Origin of the sequence: Tateyamaria omphalii (assembly GCF_014651375.1) — a bacterium.
In the GTDB taxonomy this organism is placed as follows: Bacteria; Pseudomonadota; Alphaproteobacteria; order Rhodobacterales; family Rhodobacteraceae; genus Tateyamaria; species Tateyamaria omphalii.
The window spans coordinates 616,266-631,074 of record NZ_BMWT01000003.1; the positions used below are offsets into that span (position 1 = coordinate 616,266).

The 14,809-nt window shown below is 58.9% G+C and carries 19 protein-coding genes; 13 read left to right on the forward strand and 6 right to left on the reverse strand.

The genetic code is table 11. The annotated features are described in order from the left end of the window. Positions 1–76 precede the first annotated feature (76 nt). Together IE087_RS13770 and IE087_RS13775 are read left to right on the forward strand one after the other, a co-directional pair. Entirely contained in the window at positions 77–451 is a 375-nt protein-coding gene (locus IE087_RS13770; protein ID WP_189369909.1) for a BrnA antitoxin family protein, read from the forward strand. A 69-nt stretch (positions 452–520) separates the two neighbouring features. Next, positions 521–886, forward strand: a complete 366-nt coding sequence (locus IE087_RS13775; protein WP_189369910.1) for a nuclear transport factor 2 family protein — start codon at positions 521–523, stop codon at positions 884–886. Here IE087_RS13775 and IE087_RS13780 read toward each other — a convergent pair whose 3' ends face one another. The 3 genes from IE087_RS13780 to IE087_RS13790 all read right to left on the reverse strand — a co-directional run bounded on the left by IE087_RS13780 (position 887) and on the right by IE087_RS13790 (position 3,389). Further along, entirely contained in the window at positions 887–1,372 is a 486-nt protein-coding gene (locus IE087_RS13780) for a hypothetical protein (protein ID WP_189369911.1), read from the reverse strand. A 91-nt stretch (positions 1,373–1,463) separates the two neighbouring features. Next, the gene (locus IE087_RS13785) at positions 1,464–2,303 is read right to left on the reverse strand and encodes a universal stress protein (RefSeq protein ID WP_189369912.1); all 840 of its coding nucleotides are present in this window, start codon (positions 2,301–2,303) and stop codon (positions 1,464–1,466) included. An 84-nt stretch (positions 2,304–2,387) separates the two neighbouring features. Continuing rightward, positions 2,388–3,389 (reverse strand): Hint domain-containing protein, encoded by a 1,002-nt coding sequence (locus IE087_RS13790; RefSeq protein WP_189369913.1) that lies wholly within the window; start codon positions 3,387–3,389, stop codon positions 2,388–2,390. A gap of 137 nt (positions 3,390–3,526) precedes the next feature. Between IE087_RS13790 and IE087_RS13795 the strand changes: the two genes are divergently transcribed. The 7 genes from IE087_RS13795 (at position 3,527) to IE087_RS13825 (ending at position 9,875) form a co-directional block, all read left to right on the forward strand. Further along, on the forward strand, positions 3,527–4,306 hold the full coding sequence (locus IE087_RS13795) for an SDR family oxidoreductase (RefSeq protein WP_189369914.1): 780 nt from the start codon (positions 3,527–3,529) through the stop codon (positions 4,304–4,306). Positions 4,307–4,428: 122 nt separating this feature from the next. Continuing rightward, positions 4,429–5,556: a YhaZ family DNA alkylation repair protein gene (locus IE087_RS13800; protein WP_189369915.1), complete on the forward strand. Its 1,128-nt coding sequence runs from the start codon at positions 4,429–4,431 to the stop codon at positions 5,554–5,556. A gap of 224 nt (positions 5,557–5,780) precedes the next feature. Continuing rightward, positions 5,781–6,521: a metallophosphoesterase gene (locus IE087_RS13805; protein ID WP_229801390.1), complete on the forward strand. Its 741-nt coding sequence runs from the start codon at positions 5,781–5,783 to the stop codon at positions 6,519–6,521. Positions 6,522–6,719: 198 nt separating this feature from the next. Next, complete coding sequence (locus IE087_RS13810) at positions 6,720–8,075, forward strand: SLC5/6 family protein (RefSeq protein WP_189369917.1); 1,356 nt, start codon at positions 6,720–6,722, stop codon at positions 8,073–8,075. Between the two features lie 36 nt (positions 8,076–8,111). Beyond that, positions 8,112–9,200: an ABC transporter ATP-binding protein gene (locus tag IE087_RS13815; RefSeq protein ID WP_189369918.1), complete on the forward strand. Its 1,089-nt coding sequence runs from the start codon at positions 8,112–8,114 to the stop codon at positions 9,198–9,200. After that, positions 9,197–9,544: a Lin0512 family protein gene (locus tag IE087_RS13820; protein WP_189369919.1), complete on the forward strand. Its 348-nt coding sequence runs from the start codon at positions 9,197–9,199 to the stop codon at positions 9,542–9,544. The genes IE087_RS13815 and IE087_RS13820 overlap by 4 nt, the downstream gene beginning before the upstream one ends. Beyond that, the gene (locus tag IE087_RS13825) at positions 9,537–9,875 is read left to right on the forward strand and encodes a Lin0512 family protein (protein ID WP_189369920.1); all 339 of its coding nucleotides are present in this window, start codon (positions 9,537–9,539) and stop codon (positions 9,873–9,875) included. Before IE087_RS13820 ends, IE087_RS13825 begins: the two co-directional genes overlap by 8 nt. A gap of 31 nt (positions 9,876–9,906) precedes the next feature. Here IE087_RS13825 and IE087_RS13830 read toward each other — a convergent pair whose 3' ends face one another. After that, positions 9,907–10,578 (reverse strand): helix-turn-helix transcriptional regulator, encoded by a 672-nt coding sequence (locus tag IE087_RS13830; RefSeq protein WP_189369921.1) that lies wholly within the window; start codon positions 10,576–10,578, stop codon positions 9,907–9,909. 1 nt (position 10,579) lies between these two features. Beyond that, positions 10,580–10,954 carry a hypothetical protein gene (locus IE087_RS13835; RefSeq protein WP_229801385.1) on the reverse strand — a complete coding sequence of 125 codons (375 nt, stop codon included), beginning with the start codon at positions 10,952–10,954 and terminating at the stop codon, positions 10,580–10,582. Between the two features lie 212 nt (positions 10,955–11,166). Between IE087_RS13835 and IE087_RS13840 the strand changes: the two genes are divergently transcribed. Genes IE087_RS13840 through IE087_RS13855 form a run of 4 tightly spaced genes read left to right on the forward strand, consistent with a single transcriptional unit; the run spans position 11,167 to position 13,613 of the window. Continuing rightward, the gene (locus IE087_RS13840) at positions 11,167–11,385 is read left to right on the forward strand and encodes a twin-arginine translocase TatA/TatE family subunit (RefSeq protein ID WP_189369922.1); all 219 of its coding nucleotides are present in this window, start codon (positions 11,167–11,169) and stop codon (positions 11,383–11,385) included. 3 nt (positions 11,386–11,388) lie between these two features. Continuing rightward, the gene (gene tatB, locus IE087_RS13845; protein ID WP_189369923.1) at positions 11,389–11,844 is read left to right on the forward strand and encodes a Sec-independent protein translocase protein TatB; all 456 of its coding nucleotides are present in this window, start codon (positions 11,389–11,391) and stop codon (positions 11,842–11,844) included. Then, a complete protein-coding gene (tatC, locus tag IE087_RS13850; RefSeq protein WP_189369924.1) occupies positions 11,845–12,774 on the forward strand; it encodes a twin-arginine translocase subunit TatC in 930 nt (309 codons plus the stop codon). Then, positions 12,771–13,613: an ATP-binding protein gene (locus IE087_RS13855; protein ID WP_189369925.1), complete on the forward strand. Its 843-nt coding sequence runs from the start codon at positions 12,771–12,773 to the stop codon at positions 13,611–13,613. The genes tatC and IE087_RS13855 overlap by 4 nt, the downstream gene beginning before the upstream one ends. On the opposite strand, the gene IE087_RS13860 is transcribed toward IE087_RS13855, so the two are convergent. Then, the gene (locus tag IE087_RS13860) at positions 13,610–14,653 is read right to left on the reverse strand and encodes a Hint domain-containing protein (protein WP_189369926.1); all 1,044 of its coding nucleotides are present in this window, start codon (positions 14,651–14,653) and stop codon (positions 13,610–13,612) included. The genes IE087_RS13855 and IE087_RS13860 overlap by 4 nt on opposite strands. Positions 14,654–14,809: the final 156 nt, after the last annotated feature.

The following is a 14,809-nucleotide window of genomic DNA, read 5'->3' on the forward strand; positions in this document are numbered from 1 at the left end:
CGCTTGGGTCAGGGCGCGTTAACCCTTTGGTGACAGTCTTGCCCCTGTGCGCAGATAGCAAACAGGAGCCGACGCCATGCACCAGAGCCAACGCAAAGCCCAACTGGACCTGATGGTGACGCTGGACCGTCATCAGGGCGAGATGCGGTACAAGCATATTGAGGACTCGATCCCGGCGGCATGGAACGGGCTGGACAGTTTCGATGGCGTCAAACCGCACAAGACGCGCGTCACCATTCGACTGGATGCGGACATGGTGAAGTGGTTTCGCAAGCTCGGGCCGAATTACTCCCAACGAATGAATGACGTGTTGCGCATCTACTGGTCCGCATTGATGGGCGGGCAGATCACGGCTTTTGTCGGGGATGACCCGATGCCACGGATGTCGCTGGAGATGAATGCGCTGAACAAGCGGATGAAAGAGCTGAGCGCCGAAATGGGGATCACCTGAGGCTTCGTGACAAAAACTGTCAGTGGGGCGGCGTAGGGTTGGGATATTCATTCCAATGAGGATATCGCCATGACGTTAAATGAAATCGCCGACAAATTGGTCGAAGGCTGCCGCAACAACACCTCGGCCGCAAATCTGGACATGCTGTATGCGGCTGACGCCGTTTCGGTCGAGGCCATGGACAATGGCATGGGGCGCGAGGTTCAGGGTATCCCAGCAATCCGCGGCAAGCACGAATGGTGGGAGGCCACGTTCGACGTGCTGGATGCGTCGGTGTCCGACGCGATGCTGCATCCGGACGACCGCTTTGCCGTGATTTTTGAGCTGAAGGCCAAGCACAAGGAAAGTGGCGAAGTCACCGACATGAAAGAGGTGGCGCTGTATACGGTCGCGGATGGAAAGATCGCACGGGAAGAGTTTTTCTACGCGGTCTGATCAGTCTTTGCGACGCAGCCGAATGCTGTGAAACAACCCTTTCTCCGTGTTTCCCCGCAGCTCGATCACCGTCGTTCCTTTGTTGTATTTGGAACTTGAACGGGTTGCGGGGTCCCAGCCGTTTTGCTGCAGGAGTGTTTTCGCGAGTTTCAGCGATGTTGCATAGTTGAGGTCAGGTCGAAACAGGAACACGGCACAGGAATCGGTTGTGCCGACCGGTTGATAAATGGTGCGTGCCGCCGGGTTGTCCAGAAATTCCGACCCTTGACCGGTGTCCCGTTGCCAGGTCACAGAAGGCCGTTCCGGGTCGATCAGATCAATACCGGCGGCGACAAGTGCTTGACGCTGCATCGCTCCGTCAGTGAGTTCGGATGTGCAACTGCCTATTGCTGTCGCCAATGTGCGTTCAATTTCGTCTTGCCCGAGCGTTTGCGCCATTGCAGCAGAGACCAACAGGTTTAAAGCAATCACGAGTGCGGAGGCCATGGCAGGGCGGAGATGCATTTTGAACATGCGGGCACAATAGCTGTCATCCAACCTCGCGCAAGACGGGAAATTGGGGCAAGCTGTGGGGTTTTTAGGGCCTGGCGATCAGCACATCACACAGGGGCTCCCGCATCAGATCGGTCGCAAGAGAACCAAGAATGCTGCGGGCTGCGCCGACCCGTCCATGGGCGCCAACCGCAATCAGGTCCACGTTGCCCGTGTCTACCTTGCGACGGAGAATAGGATAGGGCACGCCTGCCAGAATTTCGAGTTGTTCCATCCGCTCTTTTGGCAACTCCTCAGTTCGCATCCACGCCTTGGCCGCGCTTTCAGCCTCTTGTCGGAACGATGCTTCGATGGCGTCGGCAGCGGCCTTGGTTTGCGACAGCATTCCAGAATAGGGGATGTGCAGCGCATGGACCGGGTTGATCGTCGCGGTCGGGGCTAGGGTGTGCGCCATCCGGATGGCTCCGCTAGAGGCTGGGGAGAAGTCGCAGGCAGACAGAACCGTGGAATAGGCATGATCGACACGGTCCGTCACCAGAAGAACAGGAGTCGAGATGCGCCGCACGATGCGTTGCATCGTCGTTTCACGTACCGCGTCCAAAAACGGTCGTTGGCGATGCGTGCCCATGATCAGCAGGTCCACATCGTCCGTGCAGGCGCGAATGATGTTGGCGCACGGATCGCCTGGCTCGGCCTTTATTGTGACATTCACCCCATCGCAGACCGTATCGACGAACCGGTCCAGAGTTGCGCGGGCCTTGGCGTGGAGCGTGTCGATGATCTCAAGCGGCATGGCATCATCCAGCACCGTCAGGACGGTCAATGCTGCGCCATGTTCCCGCGCAATTTGCGCGGCCCGTCGCACGGCCCGATCAGATCGAATGGACAGGTCGGTGGCAACAAGGATCGATGTCAGCTTGGTCATTGAAGTCTCCGTTTCAGATGCATGAACCTGATGTGGAGATTATGGCCCTCGCTTGCCTTGATATGCGTCAAGCGTCGGCGGATTTTAGCGCGTTGATGCCCGTTTAAGCAATTCGGCAGCGTCCGGACGGTTCAAGAGGCTCTCGGTGACATCGAGCCCGGACAGGCTTGTGTTGCTGTGCGACACAAGTTGCGATGACACTTCTTCGGGTACAACCGGAATGGTCCGCGTATCGATCAGCATGGATTCTGCGGCGATCCCTTCGGCATAGATGATTTGGTGCGTGTCAAAGAGCAGTTCAAAGTAGTCGACGAATCCGCCGTCCTGCACGAACACGCTGTCATTGTTGACGAGGTGCCGCGCCTTGATGAGGAGCTCGGACCGCCCCGCGCCAAGGCGATCTTTGCGTTGATAGATAAACAGCCGGTGATCCGGTGACACGATCAGGTCACGTTCATTGTTCAACGTACCGGCACGGATGCAGATGGGGGCGAAATCACCCGTGGCCCGCACGGTGGACTGCCCGACCCATCGCACCTGCTGAACGCCGTCATTGCGAGTCAGCACACGGTCTCCAACCGACAGGTCCTCAATCGGTATTTGTTTGCCAGATGCCATGGTTATATGGGTGCCGCGCGTGAAACGGGCGCAGGTGAGATGCGCAAACTTGCTGCGTGCATCCTCGCGATCAATGCCAACAAGGGCGTAGTCCGTTCGCGGTTCGAGCCGGGCCAGTGGCAGCAGGTAGACCTGATCAATCGTGCCGACTGTGTCCACTTCGACCAATACGATTGCATCCGTGATCTTGCCATCCGGCGACATCAACGTCAGAGCGCAATCGAGGTGAATGGCGGCGCCGGGTGTTCCGCATTCGCTGCCTTCCGCGACGGTCAGGTGTGACGGGTCCCCGGCATGTGTCGACAACCGTTCTGGCTGAGCAGAGGCGGCCAAGGCATAGATGTCGTCAAGCATCATATCGTCGGCGCAGGCCAGAGGATCGCCCAAATTGGCCCCTTCGCTTACCACAAAGCTTTCTGCCCGGAAGACGGACATGCTTTGCGCGGGGGTGTCTGCAATCATTGTCATTGTTGTGCTGCTTGGGCCTCGGAGGAACTGCTAAAATAGAATTGTGGCGCGGGTCGGTCAACGGCTCGGCGTTTTACTGGCGCATTGGTGAACGTAGCGTTACCAGTTGGTGTGACAATAGGCACAGGAGAGCGGTGATGGACCTTGGAATTGCGGGAAAACGGGCGGTTGTATGCGCGTCGTCGAAGGGACTTGGATTGGGATGTGCAGAGGCTTTGGCGGCTGCAGGTGTTCATCTGGTGATGAACGCCCGCGGCTCGGACGCGCTTGAAGCGTCGGCAGAGGCGATTCGCGCGGCCCACGGCGTAGAGGTGCAAACGATTGCCGCAGATGTGACAACGGCTGAGGGGCAGGGTGCATTGATCGCCGCTGCAGGGGATGCCGACATTCTGGTCAATAACGCCGGCGGCCCGCCTCCCGGCATGTGGCATGATTGGGACCGTGATGATTTCATCAAGGCGTTGGATGCCAACATGCTGGCCCCCATTGCTCTGATCAAAGCCCTTGTGCCTGGCATGATGGATCGCGGCTGGGGCCGTGTGGTGAACATCACGTCGCAATCGGTGAAAGCTCCCATTCCCGTGCTTGGTTTGTCCAATTCGGCCCGTGCGGGTCTGACCGGCTACGTGGCAGGAACCTCGCGGCAGGTGGCGAACAAGGGCGTGACCATCAACAACCTGCTTCCCGGCATTCACGCTACGGACCGGGCGGATGCGCTGGATGGGGGCGTGGTTGCGGCCAAGGGGATCACGTTGGAAGAGGCGCGGGCTGAACGCGCAGCCACCATTCCAGCGGGCCGCTATGGCACACGGGAAGAGTTTGGCGCGGCTTGCGCGTTCCTATGTTCACAGCACGCGGGCTTTATTGTTGGGCAGAACCTGCTGCTGGATGGCGGGGCGACTGTGGCGACAATTTAAGGCGCGGTTGCATCGGCAGACGCGACCAATGGCAAGGGTCGCTTCTGCTGTCAAAAATTGTCAGCGTCCTGGGGCTATTGGGACTTTGCACGCAACCCTCTTTGCATTGAAGGATAGACCCAATGGCCAAGGCGCAGCCGACTTTTTCGCTGAAAGACCAACTGTTCAACACGGAGTCCTTGGGTGACTTGGCGGACGAGTTCGTAGCGGGGGTTCCCGGCTTCGACCGTGATGCCTTTCATGCGGCTGCCTTGTCCGGCATTGCCGAGCGGTCACTGATGGAGTGTCTGGATTGGTTTGCGGATTGTCTGGAGCCGCATCTGGCGGCTGATTTCCCAACGATGGCGGACCAGTTGCAAGCGGCGATGCCGCCCCGGCTTGACCCCACGCTGCGCGATGACGATTTTGGTCGCTTCATTCACGCGGTACCGGGGGTGTTGGCGGTCCGGCATGGGCTGGAGGATCATCGGGAGCGCGCGTTGGACCTGCTTTATGAAGCCACGCAGCGCTTTTCCATGGAGTTTTACATCCGCGCCTTCCTGAACCGGTGGACAGATGAAACACTGGCCCGCCTCGAGATGTGGGCGGGTGACGACAACTACCATGTCCGGCGATTGGTCAGTGAAGGGATGCGGCCCAAACTGCCCTGGGCACGGAAGGTGGAGCTGACGCTGGATCAAACCTTGCCCCTGTTGGATCGCTTGCAGGCGGATTCCACGCGCTTTGTCACCCGATCTGTGGCCAACCATCTCAATGACGTGGCCAAGACCGCGCCTGACGCCGTGTTGGAGCGGTTGGCCGTCTGGGAGGCGCAAGCCACGCAGGATGCCAAAGAGAGGGCGTGGATGCGCCGCCATGCCCTGCGGACGTTGGTCAAGGACGGGCATCCGGGCGCGATGGAGATGCTGGGCTATCGCGGTGATGCGGACCTGTCGGTGTCCGTTGATGTGGCCTCGCCAAAGGTGCCGTTGGGTGACGGGCTGGAATTCACCGTCACATTGCAGGGGCCTGAGGCAACCCCTGTCCTGGTCGATTATCGCATCCGGTTTGCGCGGCCGGGGGGTAAAACCGGTGAAAAAGTGTTCAAGCTGAAGGTGGCCGAGGTGAAACCCGGCAAGCCGCTGGTGCTGAAAAAGGTACACAAACTGAAGGCCAATGCGACGACCTTTGAACTGCATCCCGGTGCACATGGGTTGGTAGTTCAAGTGAACGGGGTGGATCGGGCGGAGGCGTCATTCGACATCGTTTAGGGTTGGTGTGTGCACTCTTTGCTGCGCAAATTCGCCCACCCACCAACCCGGTCGTCCATGGACGGTCAGGCGGATGACATGTGAAAACGCTTTTGCGTCAGGTATGGATGTCTCGTGTTTTTGTGCGCAGCGCCCGTGATCGGTTCGGTCGAGGCGTTTTCAAGGAGTAAGAACCGGTGAATGTAATATGGCTGTCTGACCCACATTTCACGCATGAAGGTGACGTGCTTGGCCATGACCCCCGTGTCCGGCTTCGGGCCGCCATTGATCATATCAATGCGCACCATACCGATGCGCGGTTCTGCGTCATTTCCGGTGACATGGTCAATCGGGGTGCTGAGGATGACTACACCGCGCTGCATACCCAGCTGGACAGACTTTCGATACCGTTTCTGCCCATGGTGGGGAACCACGATAATCGCGCTTTGCTCCGGCAGTTTTTGCCTCTGCCTGACACTTGTATGTCCCGCTTTGTCCAGTACCATGTTTCGACGCCCGAAGGGCTGATCGTTTGTCTGGATACGCAGAAAGAGGGATCGGATGGCGGAGAGTTCTGTCGCGAGCGCCGTGCGTGGCTGACCGATGTGCTTGAGAAGGCGGAGGGCGTGCCAGTTTATCTGTTTATGCATCACCCGCCGCATTCTTTGGGATTGCCAATGCAAGACACCGGGAAAATGGAAGAGGGCGCGGCGTTTCTTGACCTCGTTTCGAAGTATGAGTGCGTGAAGTACATGTTTATTGGTCATGTTCATCGCCCCATCACCGGAACTGTGCGCGGGGTGCCATTCGCGACGATGCGGTCCGTTCTGTATCAAGCTCCGGCGCCGCGGCCTGACTGGGATTGGGAGTCCTTCAGCCCCGGTCAGGAGGCCCCGAACCTTGGCGTGCTTACTATCTCGGGCACATCAGTGACCCTTCAATACGAGCAATTCTGTTCGTACCAGCGCGGTGTGCGTGACCAGTAGGTCCGTACTCTGACCGGATGGTGTTCGTTGCGCGTTTGCTTGCTTGGCTTGAATCTTCAAGTGATCTGAGAATCGGTGCCTTCGACACAAACGTCCGGATCCGCAGGGAACCAATTGGTTCACAAAGCTGTCAGGCGGGCTGGATGGGGCTGAGCGCGCCTGTTACCTGCCGGTAAACCCTTACCGAAAGGTCCATAAATGACTCCTGTTGCCCTGATTGCCCTGTTCGTCGTTCTGATCGGGGCGAGTGTGCTGGCGGCACCGCGTCGCGTGTCGGTCGATGGCTTTTATTCGGGTCAGGTGGCGGGGCAGGCCCCCGGTTTGTGGGTGCTGGTGTTGAGTCAGGTCACGACCTGGATTTTTGCCCGGAGCCTGATGAATGCCGCCATTCTTGGCTATTTCTATGGGATTGCAGGTACTTTGGCCTACGCCGCATACTACGGCAGCTTCCTGACTGGTGGCTTCATCGTGGCGCGATTGAGAGCGCAGGGGTCTATGTCTGTTCAGGATTGGTTGCACGACCGGTTCGGTGCGCGCGGCACTGCGGCCTACAACCTGGTCATTGCGCTGCGTCTGTTGTCCGAGGTGTTTGCCAATCTGCTGGTGGTTGGTTTGATTGCCGGTGCTGTCATTGAAGGCAGTGGCGCGTGGGCCATCCTGATCGTCGCTGTTGTTGGCTTGGCCTATTCCGCCTGGGGTGGGTTGAGTGCCGCCTTGCGCACCGATGTCGCCCAGATGTCTGTTTTCCTTGGTGTGTTTGGTATTGCCTTCCTCTACCTTTTGCTGAGTCCCGGTTTCTCGTTGGGGGCGGTTCTGACTGCCCCGGGCACGGCAGGCGCTTGGAATGGTTGGGTGTTGCTGGTTGTTGCGGCGCTGCAGGTTTTTTCCTATCCGGCCCATGATCCGGTGATGATGGATCGCGGTTTCATTGCGGATGAAGAGACCACCCGCCGGTCTTTCCTGCATGCGTTCTGGCTCTCGACCTTTTGCATCATTGGGTTTGGGTTCTTTGGTATCCAGGCAAGCCTTGTGGGGGCGGAGTATGAGGGGGAGTTGATTGGCACATGGGGGAGCATGTTCCCGATGTGGGTCTTTGCCCTTTTGATGCTGTCACTGCTTGTGTCGGCCCTGTCGACGCTGGATTCAGCCTTATCCTCGTCGGCTCGGTTGGTGGTTGAGGAATTGGCGCTGGCGCCGCGCACGCTGATGGGTGGGCGTGCGGTGATGGTCGTGTTCATGGCTCTGGGGGCTGCACTGACCCTTTGGGGCAATGCGACTTTGTTTGATGCCGTGGCTGTCAGCGGCACGGCGTCGATGTTTCTGACACCGGTGTTGATTGTCGGCCTCGTGATGGGGCTGCGCGTGCCGACATGGTCCTACCTTGTGGCGTTCGTCGCCGCGATGCTGGGGGCGCTGGCGTACTTTGGGCGCGCTTGGCCTGTCTTTGTTTCTGTCTTGCCGGACGGGCACAAGTACGAGCAGTTGCTGGTGATCTGCGTCTTTGTTCTGGTGGCTGGATTTGCGGCAGTGCTTGCGGGGGCGCGCCGGGCCTGATACGTCCCGACTGTTTTGATCGGGTATGGGGACGCCGTGACTGCACCTCGGCTGGAAATTCGCAATCTCGTGCGCAGCTTTGGGGGCCGGCGCGTGGTAGATGGGGTGAGCCTGTCGATCCAGCCCGGGCAGGTGACTTGCCTGCTGGGGCCGTCCGGCTGTGGCAAGTCCACAACCTTGCGCATGATCGCAGGGGTCGAGATGCAGGACTCGGGCGAGATCTATGTCGACGGCAAGCTGATCTGTGACACGCGGTTTCGTGTGCCGCCTGAGCGGCGCGAGATTGGCCTCATGTTTCAGGACTTTGCTCTGTTTCCGCATCTGAGTGTTGAGGGGAATATTGCCTATGGCCTCTCGGGAAGTCGTGATGAAAAGCGCGCGCGTGTGGTCGAGATGCTGGAGCGGGTGCGTATGTCACGCTTCATCGACATGTATCCGCACCAGTTGTCGGGGGGTGAGCAGCAGCGTATCGCATTGGCCCGCGCCTTGGCGCCGCGTCCACGGATCATGCTGATGGACGAGCCGTTCTCGGGCCTCGACAATCGTCTGCGGGACGGTATTCGGGATGAGACGCTCGCGATCCTTAAAGAAGAAGATACCGGTGTTCTGCTGGTCACGCATGAGCCGGAAGAAGCCATGCGCATGGCGGACGAGATTGCGCTTATGCGGGACGGGCAGATCGTTCAGCAGGGCGCGCCCTACAACGTCTATACCCGCCCGGTGGATCGTGCATCTGTTGCTTTCTTCAGTGATGCCAACAGGTTGCGGTCCGTTGTTGAAGGGGCGTTGGCGATCACTCCCTTTGGTCACTTTCTTGCGCCCGGTGTGGCGGATGGCACGCAAGTGGATATCGTGTTTCGTCCCCAGCACGTGAAGATCGACTTTGACCGTGCGGGTGTTGGGCCTGGTCCGACTGCAGCCGAGGGGACAGCGGCGCGGGCCCATGTGGTGCGGTCGCGGTTCATGGGCAATGAGAGCCTTGTGGAGTTTCGTCTGGATGACGGTGTGGCCGTGATCAAGAGCACTGTGCCGGGTGTGTTCTTGCCGCAGCCCGACACCGTGATGTGGCTGCGGGTGCGGCGCGACAAATGCTATGTATTTCCAAGCGCGGAGGCTGCGGAATGAGCGGACCGATGATTGTGGAGTTCGGCCTGGGCACGTCCTTGCGCCGGGGGAGCTATACCGAGGCGGCGGCGCGGGCCGTGCGCGCGGCCTTGTGGCGCAACTCGATCAACCTGGCCGAATATGTGGGCGTTGGCAAAGAGGATATGCGGATCAAGGTGCATATTGGGTGCGCCAAGCCGGAGCTGGTGGAAACGGCTGTGCTGGCTGAGGTGTTTCCTTATGGTGAGACCTCGTTTGTCGTTGAACACGGTGGCCTGGATGTTGCGCGGCCCGAGGGTGAGGGAAACCCGACGGTGATGGCGCAGGCCGCGTTGATCGTTTCGGTGGAGGTGCCACATGCCTGAGCAACGGTTGATTATCGAGATGGCGCAGGGCGTGGACCTGCATGGTCGTGATGACACGAAGGCAGCAAAGCGCGCGGTGGAGCAGGCGCTGCAAGGGGCATCCTTGCCGATCTTTGGCACGTTGGGTGTCGACCGCGAGACGATGCGTGTTGTGGTGCACGTGGCTGTGCCGCGTCCGGACGCTGTGGACGTGGATGCGATTGCAGGTCTTTTGCCTTACGGCGCCGTTGAGGTCATTGCGGAAAAGGGTGGGTTGGAAGTTCCGGTAGCCGGTGATGTTGCACTAATGGCAGTGGCTGCTATTGAAGTGTTCCTGCCGGTCCGGGGCTGAGATTTTTCTGCGAAAAATCTGGCACCATGTGTCATAGGTTCGGGTCGTAGTCGCCGAGCCGCTTGCCCGGCTCGTCCACGAACATCTCTGGCAGGGCCTCGGCCGATTGGATCAAGTCGACGCGAAACACTCTGAAATCATTGCGTAATTCACACCATGATGTCAGCGTCCAGACCCGCCCCCAATATTCCATATGCAGCGGGCGGATGATGCGGGTCGTGATCCTGTCCCCCTTGGAGTGATAGGTGAGTTGCAGCTTTTGCTTGGCCCGAATGGCGGCGCGCAATGTGGGCATCTGGGCAAAACCACGGACGGCATCAGCAAAAGGGTAGACTGCGAATTTCCACTTGTCCGCCTCGGCCACCATGCGTTCGGGCAGCACGGCATCTATCTTGTCCGAAAGCGTGCGCGCGGCGGATTTGAGCGTGTCATCCGCCGCTTCGGCGACAATCGCCATGCCGAGGTTCAGCGCCTCCAGTTCTTCGGTGGTGAGGGTGAGAGGCGGCAAGCTGATCGCCTCGGTGATCATATAGCCCACGCCGCGCTCACCCTGCACGGGCACGCCGGAAGCCACCAGCGTGTCCATGTCGCGGTAGATGGTGCGCACCGACACCTCGCAGACATCCGCGATTTCCTGCGCTTTGTGCAACTTGCCGTCGCGCAGGATCTGGATGATGTCAAAGAGGCGGTCGGTGCGGCGCATGTTACTCCTGTTGCAACTGGATAGGAGCGTGGCGCAGGTCGATACTGTCATGGTCGATCATCGACATGACGGGCTGTGCCTCGGGGCGTGCGAACATCTCTTTGGCGGCGGACTTTGCCGCGTCCAGAGAGACCCACGTGATGTGATCGGTCCAGAGGCCGCTGTCATCCGATGACAGGGTGCGGGTGATCATGGCGCCTGTGCTGCGCAGAAAGGGACCCATGCCGTCAGCAGCGGCAATGAAAGAGGCCGGATCAGTGCCGTCGACCAGCCGGAACGTCACGATTTCAGCAACGGGGTGCGTGCTGCCTGCGCCTTCGCCGGCGGCTGCGTGGGCAATGGTGGCTGCAAAGAGGGTGGTTGTCAGTGCGCGCATCGGTTTCTCCTGTGTTCGAGCGGTGATGCGCTGGGTTTAGGGATGGACAACTGACATTAACCTGTCAGTTGAGTGCAAGCCACAGTAATTTTCTTTCGGATTTAGCGGCTTCATGACCGCCAAATCAGCCATCAGCCTTTTCGCAACTGCGGCAAAACCGTAAAACAGGCCCCGACAGGCGGCATTCCGTCGCCAGAGATGGGAGAGACACCATGGGAATTGGAAACATCGGACTTCCGGGCCTGCTGCTGATCGCTGTTGTGGTGCTGGTGCTGTTTGGCCGCGGCAAGATTTCAAGCCTGATGGGTGAAGTCGGCAAAGGCATCACCAGCTTCAAGAAGGGCATCAACGAAGGCAAGGAAGAGCTGGAAGCGGCCCAGGCCGAAGAGGCCAAGGACATCACGCCCGAGTCCGAAAAAGACAAGGTCTGATCCATGTTTGACCTTGGCCTGGCCGAGCTGCTGATCATCGGGATCGTGGCGCTGATTGTCATTGGCCCCAAGGACCTGCCGATGGTGTTTCGCAATGTCGGCCGCTTCGTCGGCAAGGCGCGAGGCATGGCGCGCGAGTTTTCAACGGCCATGAACCAGGCAGCGGATGAGGCTGGCGTCCGGGATATACAGCGCACGATCAAGACCGCCACCAACCCTGTCAAAAGCGCCATGGATGGGGTCAAGGACGCAACACGCGATATGACGTCTTCGCTGACCGATCTTGATCCTGAAAGCGAGACCGGAAAGCTGGCTGCTGAGAAAGCCGAGCGGGCGGAAAATGCACGCAAGATCCAGGCCGCAACAGCCCGTGCGCAAGCCGAGCGCAAGGCCCAAGAGGCCGCGGATGCGCTGAAGAAAGCCGAAGAGCTTGAAGCACAGGCGCCGAAAGAGAGCTAGATGAGCCAGACCGAAGACCTTGATGACAGCACCGCGCCATTAATCGAGCATTTGGCCGAGCTGCGCACGCGGCTGATCCGGTCGGTGATCGCGTTTATCATTGCGATTACGGTGTTCTTTATCCCCATCCAGGGCGAATTCATCGCGGTGCACGTGCTGAATTTCCTGATGGCACCCATCGTGGACACGCTGCGCGAGCTGGGCGATCCATCACCGACGCTGCAATACACGTCACCGCAGGAATACCTGTTCACCTTGTTCCGCATCTCGATGGTTTTTGGGTTTGCGCTGGCTTTCCCCGTGATTGGGTTCCAGATGTGGCGTTTTGTTGCGCCGGGGCTGTACCGGCAAGAAAAGAATGCGTTTCTGCCCTTCTTGGTTGCTTCACCGGTTATGTTCCTTCTTGGCGCAAGCTTTGCTCAGTTCGTTGTGACGCCGCTGGCGATGGCGTTCTTCCTCGGCTTTGCAGATGTGTCATCTGTTCTGGCCATCGTCTTCGGCAATCCTGAAACATTGCCTGATGGCGCCGTCATCACTCCGGAGGCAGCGACCGAAGGCCCGACAATCACCTTCTTTGGCAAGGTCAATGAAAGCCTCGATATCACGTTGAAGTTCATCATGGCATTTGGGTTGTGCTTTCAGCTCCCCGTGCTGCTCACCCTGATGGGCAAGGCCGGTTTGGTGAGCTCCGAAGGCCTTGGCAACGTGCGCAAATACGCGATGGTCGGCATTCTGGTGCTTGCGGCTGTTGTCACGCCGCCCGACGTTATCACACAGCTGATCCTCTTCACTGTCGTTTATGGGCTGTATGAGGTGTCGATCTGGCTGGTCCGCGGCGTAGAGAAGAAACGTGACGCGAAACTGCGTGAAGAGGGGTTTTTCGACGATGAGGACGACCTTGGTGATCTGCCCGAGGAAGACCTGAAGTGATCGACGACCCCATGGACCGCATCGCGGCGGCGCTTGAGCGGATGTCTCCTGCGCCGCTGGATACTCCCGATTTTGATGCGGCAGCGGCCTTCGTTTGGCAGACGGGCCCAGATCGGCTGGAGCCCGTTGCGCATGTGTCGCGGGTACCATTGGATTTGTTGCTGGGTGTCGAGCGATCACGCGACACTTTGCTAGCCAATACTCGGCAATTTGCCCAGGGATTGCCGGCGAACAACGCGCTGTTGTGGGGTGCGCGCGGCATGGGTAAATCCAGCCTTGTCAAAGCGATACATGGCGCACTTGAAGTCGATTTTCGGCAGCTCAAGATCGTCGAACTGCATCGCGAAGACCTGCCGTCCGTTGGGCGCCTGCTGAATGTCTTGCGGCAGGCGCCGGATGCACGTTTCATTCTGTTCTGCGATGATCTGAGCTTTAGCCACGATGATCAGCACTACAAATCTCTCAAGGCTGTGCTCGATGGTGGTATCGAAGGGCGGCCCGACAATGTGATCCTTTATGCCACGTCGAACCGCCGCCATCTGATGCCCCGCGACATGATCGAGAATGAGCGCGGCAATGCCATCAATCCGTCCGAGGCGGTGGAGGAAAAGGTGAGCCTGTCCGACCGGTTTGGCCTTTGGTTGGGCTTCCACGCATGCGATCAGGACCAGTATCTGGCAATGATCCGTGGGTATTGTGCCGCCTACGGGGTCAAGATCGATGATGATACGCTTTGGGCCGAGGCCATTGAATGGCAGGCCACGCGGGGTTCCAGATCGGGGCGCGTGGCATGGCAGTACTTCTGTGATCTTGCCGGGCGACAGGGCGTGGCGATCTAGGCCGCCAGCAGATGCGCCTCGAACCCTTTGAGGCAAGGTGCGCACATCGGGCCATAGCTGGCGAGATCGGGGAACAACCGTTCGATTTCAAGGCGGGCATGGTCTCCCACTGCGCCCATTGTAATTGAACCGGGGTAGAGGGTTTCGCTCCAGATTCCGTGCGACTCCACCACGTTGTGGGCAGACAGCAGGATGTGATGATAGGTCACGCGCCCTCCGGCCTTGCGATAGACTCCATCCATGCACAACAGATCCTTGGCGCGCACCAGAACCTCGTCCTGTCCAAACAGCAACTCGGCCCGCCAATCCGTCAGCATGATCGCGTGCTGCGGCGACACGACAAGGTCACGGTCGTTTCCAAGGGTGCCAGCAGAGATGACGATAGGGGCCAGATCGTCGGTGGCCAAAACGGTCGTTTGACCCACCCAGAGAATGGGTTGTGGGCCTGACGTGCCAGTTGTGACCAGGTCACCTTTGTTCAGAGTCTCGATTGCGCGCGCGCCATCAGGTGTTTCGATCATCATGCCTGACGCGAAGCAGACGATTGTGCCGCCCAAGCTGGTGTGGGGCACCAGTTCTCCGTTGTCGGTAATTCCGCCGATTGTCAGATCGGTGTTGGGTGGTGGCATGCCGTCCGGAAAGACAAGGTAGTATCCATCCTCGTCGGTCGCTGAGGCGTCGGCACCATCGTTCAGGTCGTTGTCGTTGTTGAGATCGACATCAATGACGGCAACCTGCCATGTCGTCGTGCCGTCTGTGACTGTAAAGGTGTAGTCCCAGATGATCTGCCGTTCGGTCCCGTCGATGAAGACGGTTTGCTGGCCAATTTCGCCGAAACGCTCCTGCACCTGAACGGTTTCGTTGTTTGCCCCGTCACCGTTGAAGTTCGTAGCACCGTCGTTTTCATTAACGACGAAATACGTTGTATCGCCCGTGTATTGCCACGTGCCGGACGGGGCGAAAGCATAGTTATTCGCCGCGCCGTTAACGGTCGTCTGAATGCCCCTCAGAGCAAAGCTGTATCCGTAAAAAACAGGCATCGGCCTGAACCAATCCAAACAGTTTCGTTGGATTGTTTCTGATCTCTCAACCGGGCGGAGTTAGGGCCATACGTCGTCGTTTACGGAGAATTCGGGGAATGTTTGCGGCAATTGCGGCGTATCCACCCGTGTGGGTGGCAATCGGCCACATTTGCC

What these genes read in the sequence shown, in the direction of transcription:
- IE087_RS13775 (WP_189369910.1), top strand. Translation starts at nt 521, where the DNA reads ATGACGTTAAATGAAATCGCCGACAAATTGGTCGAAGGCTGCCGCAAC.
- IE087_RS13785 (WP_189369912.1), bottom strand. Translation starts at nt 2,303, where the DNA reads ATGACCAAGCTGACATCGATCCTTGTTGCCACCGACCTGTCCATTCGA.
- IE087_RS13820 (WP_189369919.1), top strand. Translation starts at nt 9,197, where the DNA reads ATGAGCGGACCGATGATTGTGGAGTTCGGCCTGGGCACGTCCTTGCGC.
- IE087_RS13790 (WP_189369913.1), bottom strand. Translation starts at nt 3,389, where the DNA reads ATGACAATGATTGCAGACACCCCCGCGCAAAGCATGTCCGTCTTCCGG.
- IE087_RS13835 (WP_229801385.1), bottom strand. Translation starts at nt 10,954, where the DNA reads ATGCGCGCACTGACAACCACCCTCTTTGCAGCCACCATTGCCCACGCA.
- tatC (WP_189369924.1), top strand. Translation starts at nt 11,845, where the DNA reads ATGAGCCAGACCGAAGACCTTGATGACAGCACCGCGCCATTAATCGAG.
- IE087_RS13800 (WP_189369915.1), top strand. Translation starts at nt 4,429, where the DNA reads ATGGCCAAGGCGCAGCCGACTTTTTCGCTGAAAGACCAACTGTTCAAC.
- IE087_RS13795 (WP_189369914.1), top strand. Translation starts at nt 3,527, where the DNA reads ATGGACCTTGGAATTGCGGGAAAACGGGCGGTTGTATGCGCGTCGTCG.
- IE087_RS13780 (WP_189369911.1), bottom strand. Translation starts at nt 1,372, where the DNA reads ATGGCCTCCGCACTCGTGATTGCTTTAAACCTGTTGGTCTCTGCTGCA.
- IE087_RS13860 (WP_189369926.1), bottom strand. Translation starts at nt 14,653, where the DNA reads ATGCCTGTTTTTTACGGATACAGCTTTGCTCTGAGGGGCATTCAGACG.
- IE087_RS13825 (WP_189369920.1), top strand. Translation starts at nt 9,537, where the DNA reads ATGCCTGAGCAACGGTTGATTATCGAGATGGCGCAGGGCGTGGACCTG.
- IE087_RS13840 (WP_189369922.1), top strand. Translation starts at nt 11,167, where the DNA reads ATGGGAATTGGAAACATCGGACTTCCGGGCCTGCTGCTGATCGCTGTT.
- IE087_RS13810 (WP_189369917.1), top strand. Translation starts at nt 6,720, where the DNA reads ATGACTCCTGTTGCCCTGATTGCCCTGTTCGTCGTTCTGATCGGGGCG.
- tatB (WP_189369923.1), top strand. Translation starts at nt 11,389, where the DNA reads ATGTTTGACCTTGGCCTGGCCGAGCTGCTGATCATCGGGATCGTGGCG.
- IE087_RS13770 (WP_189369909.1), top strand. Translation starts at nt 77, where the DNA reads ATGCACCAGAGCCAACGCAAAGCCCAACTGGACCTGATGGTGACGCTG.
- IE087_RS13830 (WP_189369921.1), bottom strand. Translation starts at nt 10,578, where the DNA reads ATGCGCCGCACCGACCGCCTCTTTGACATCATCCAGATCCTGCGCGAC.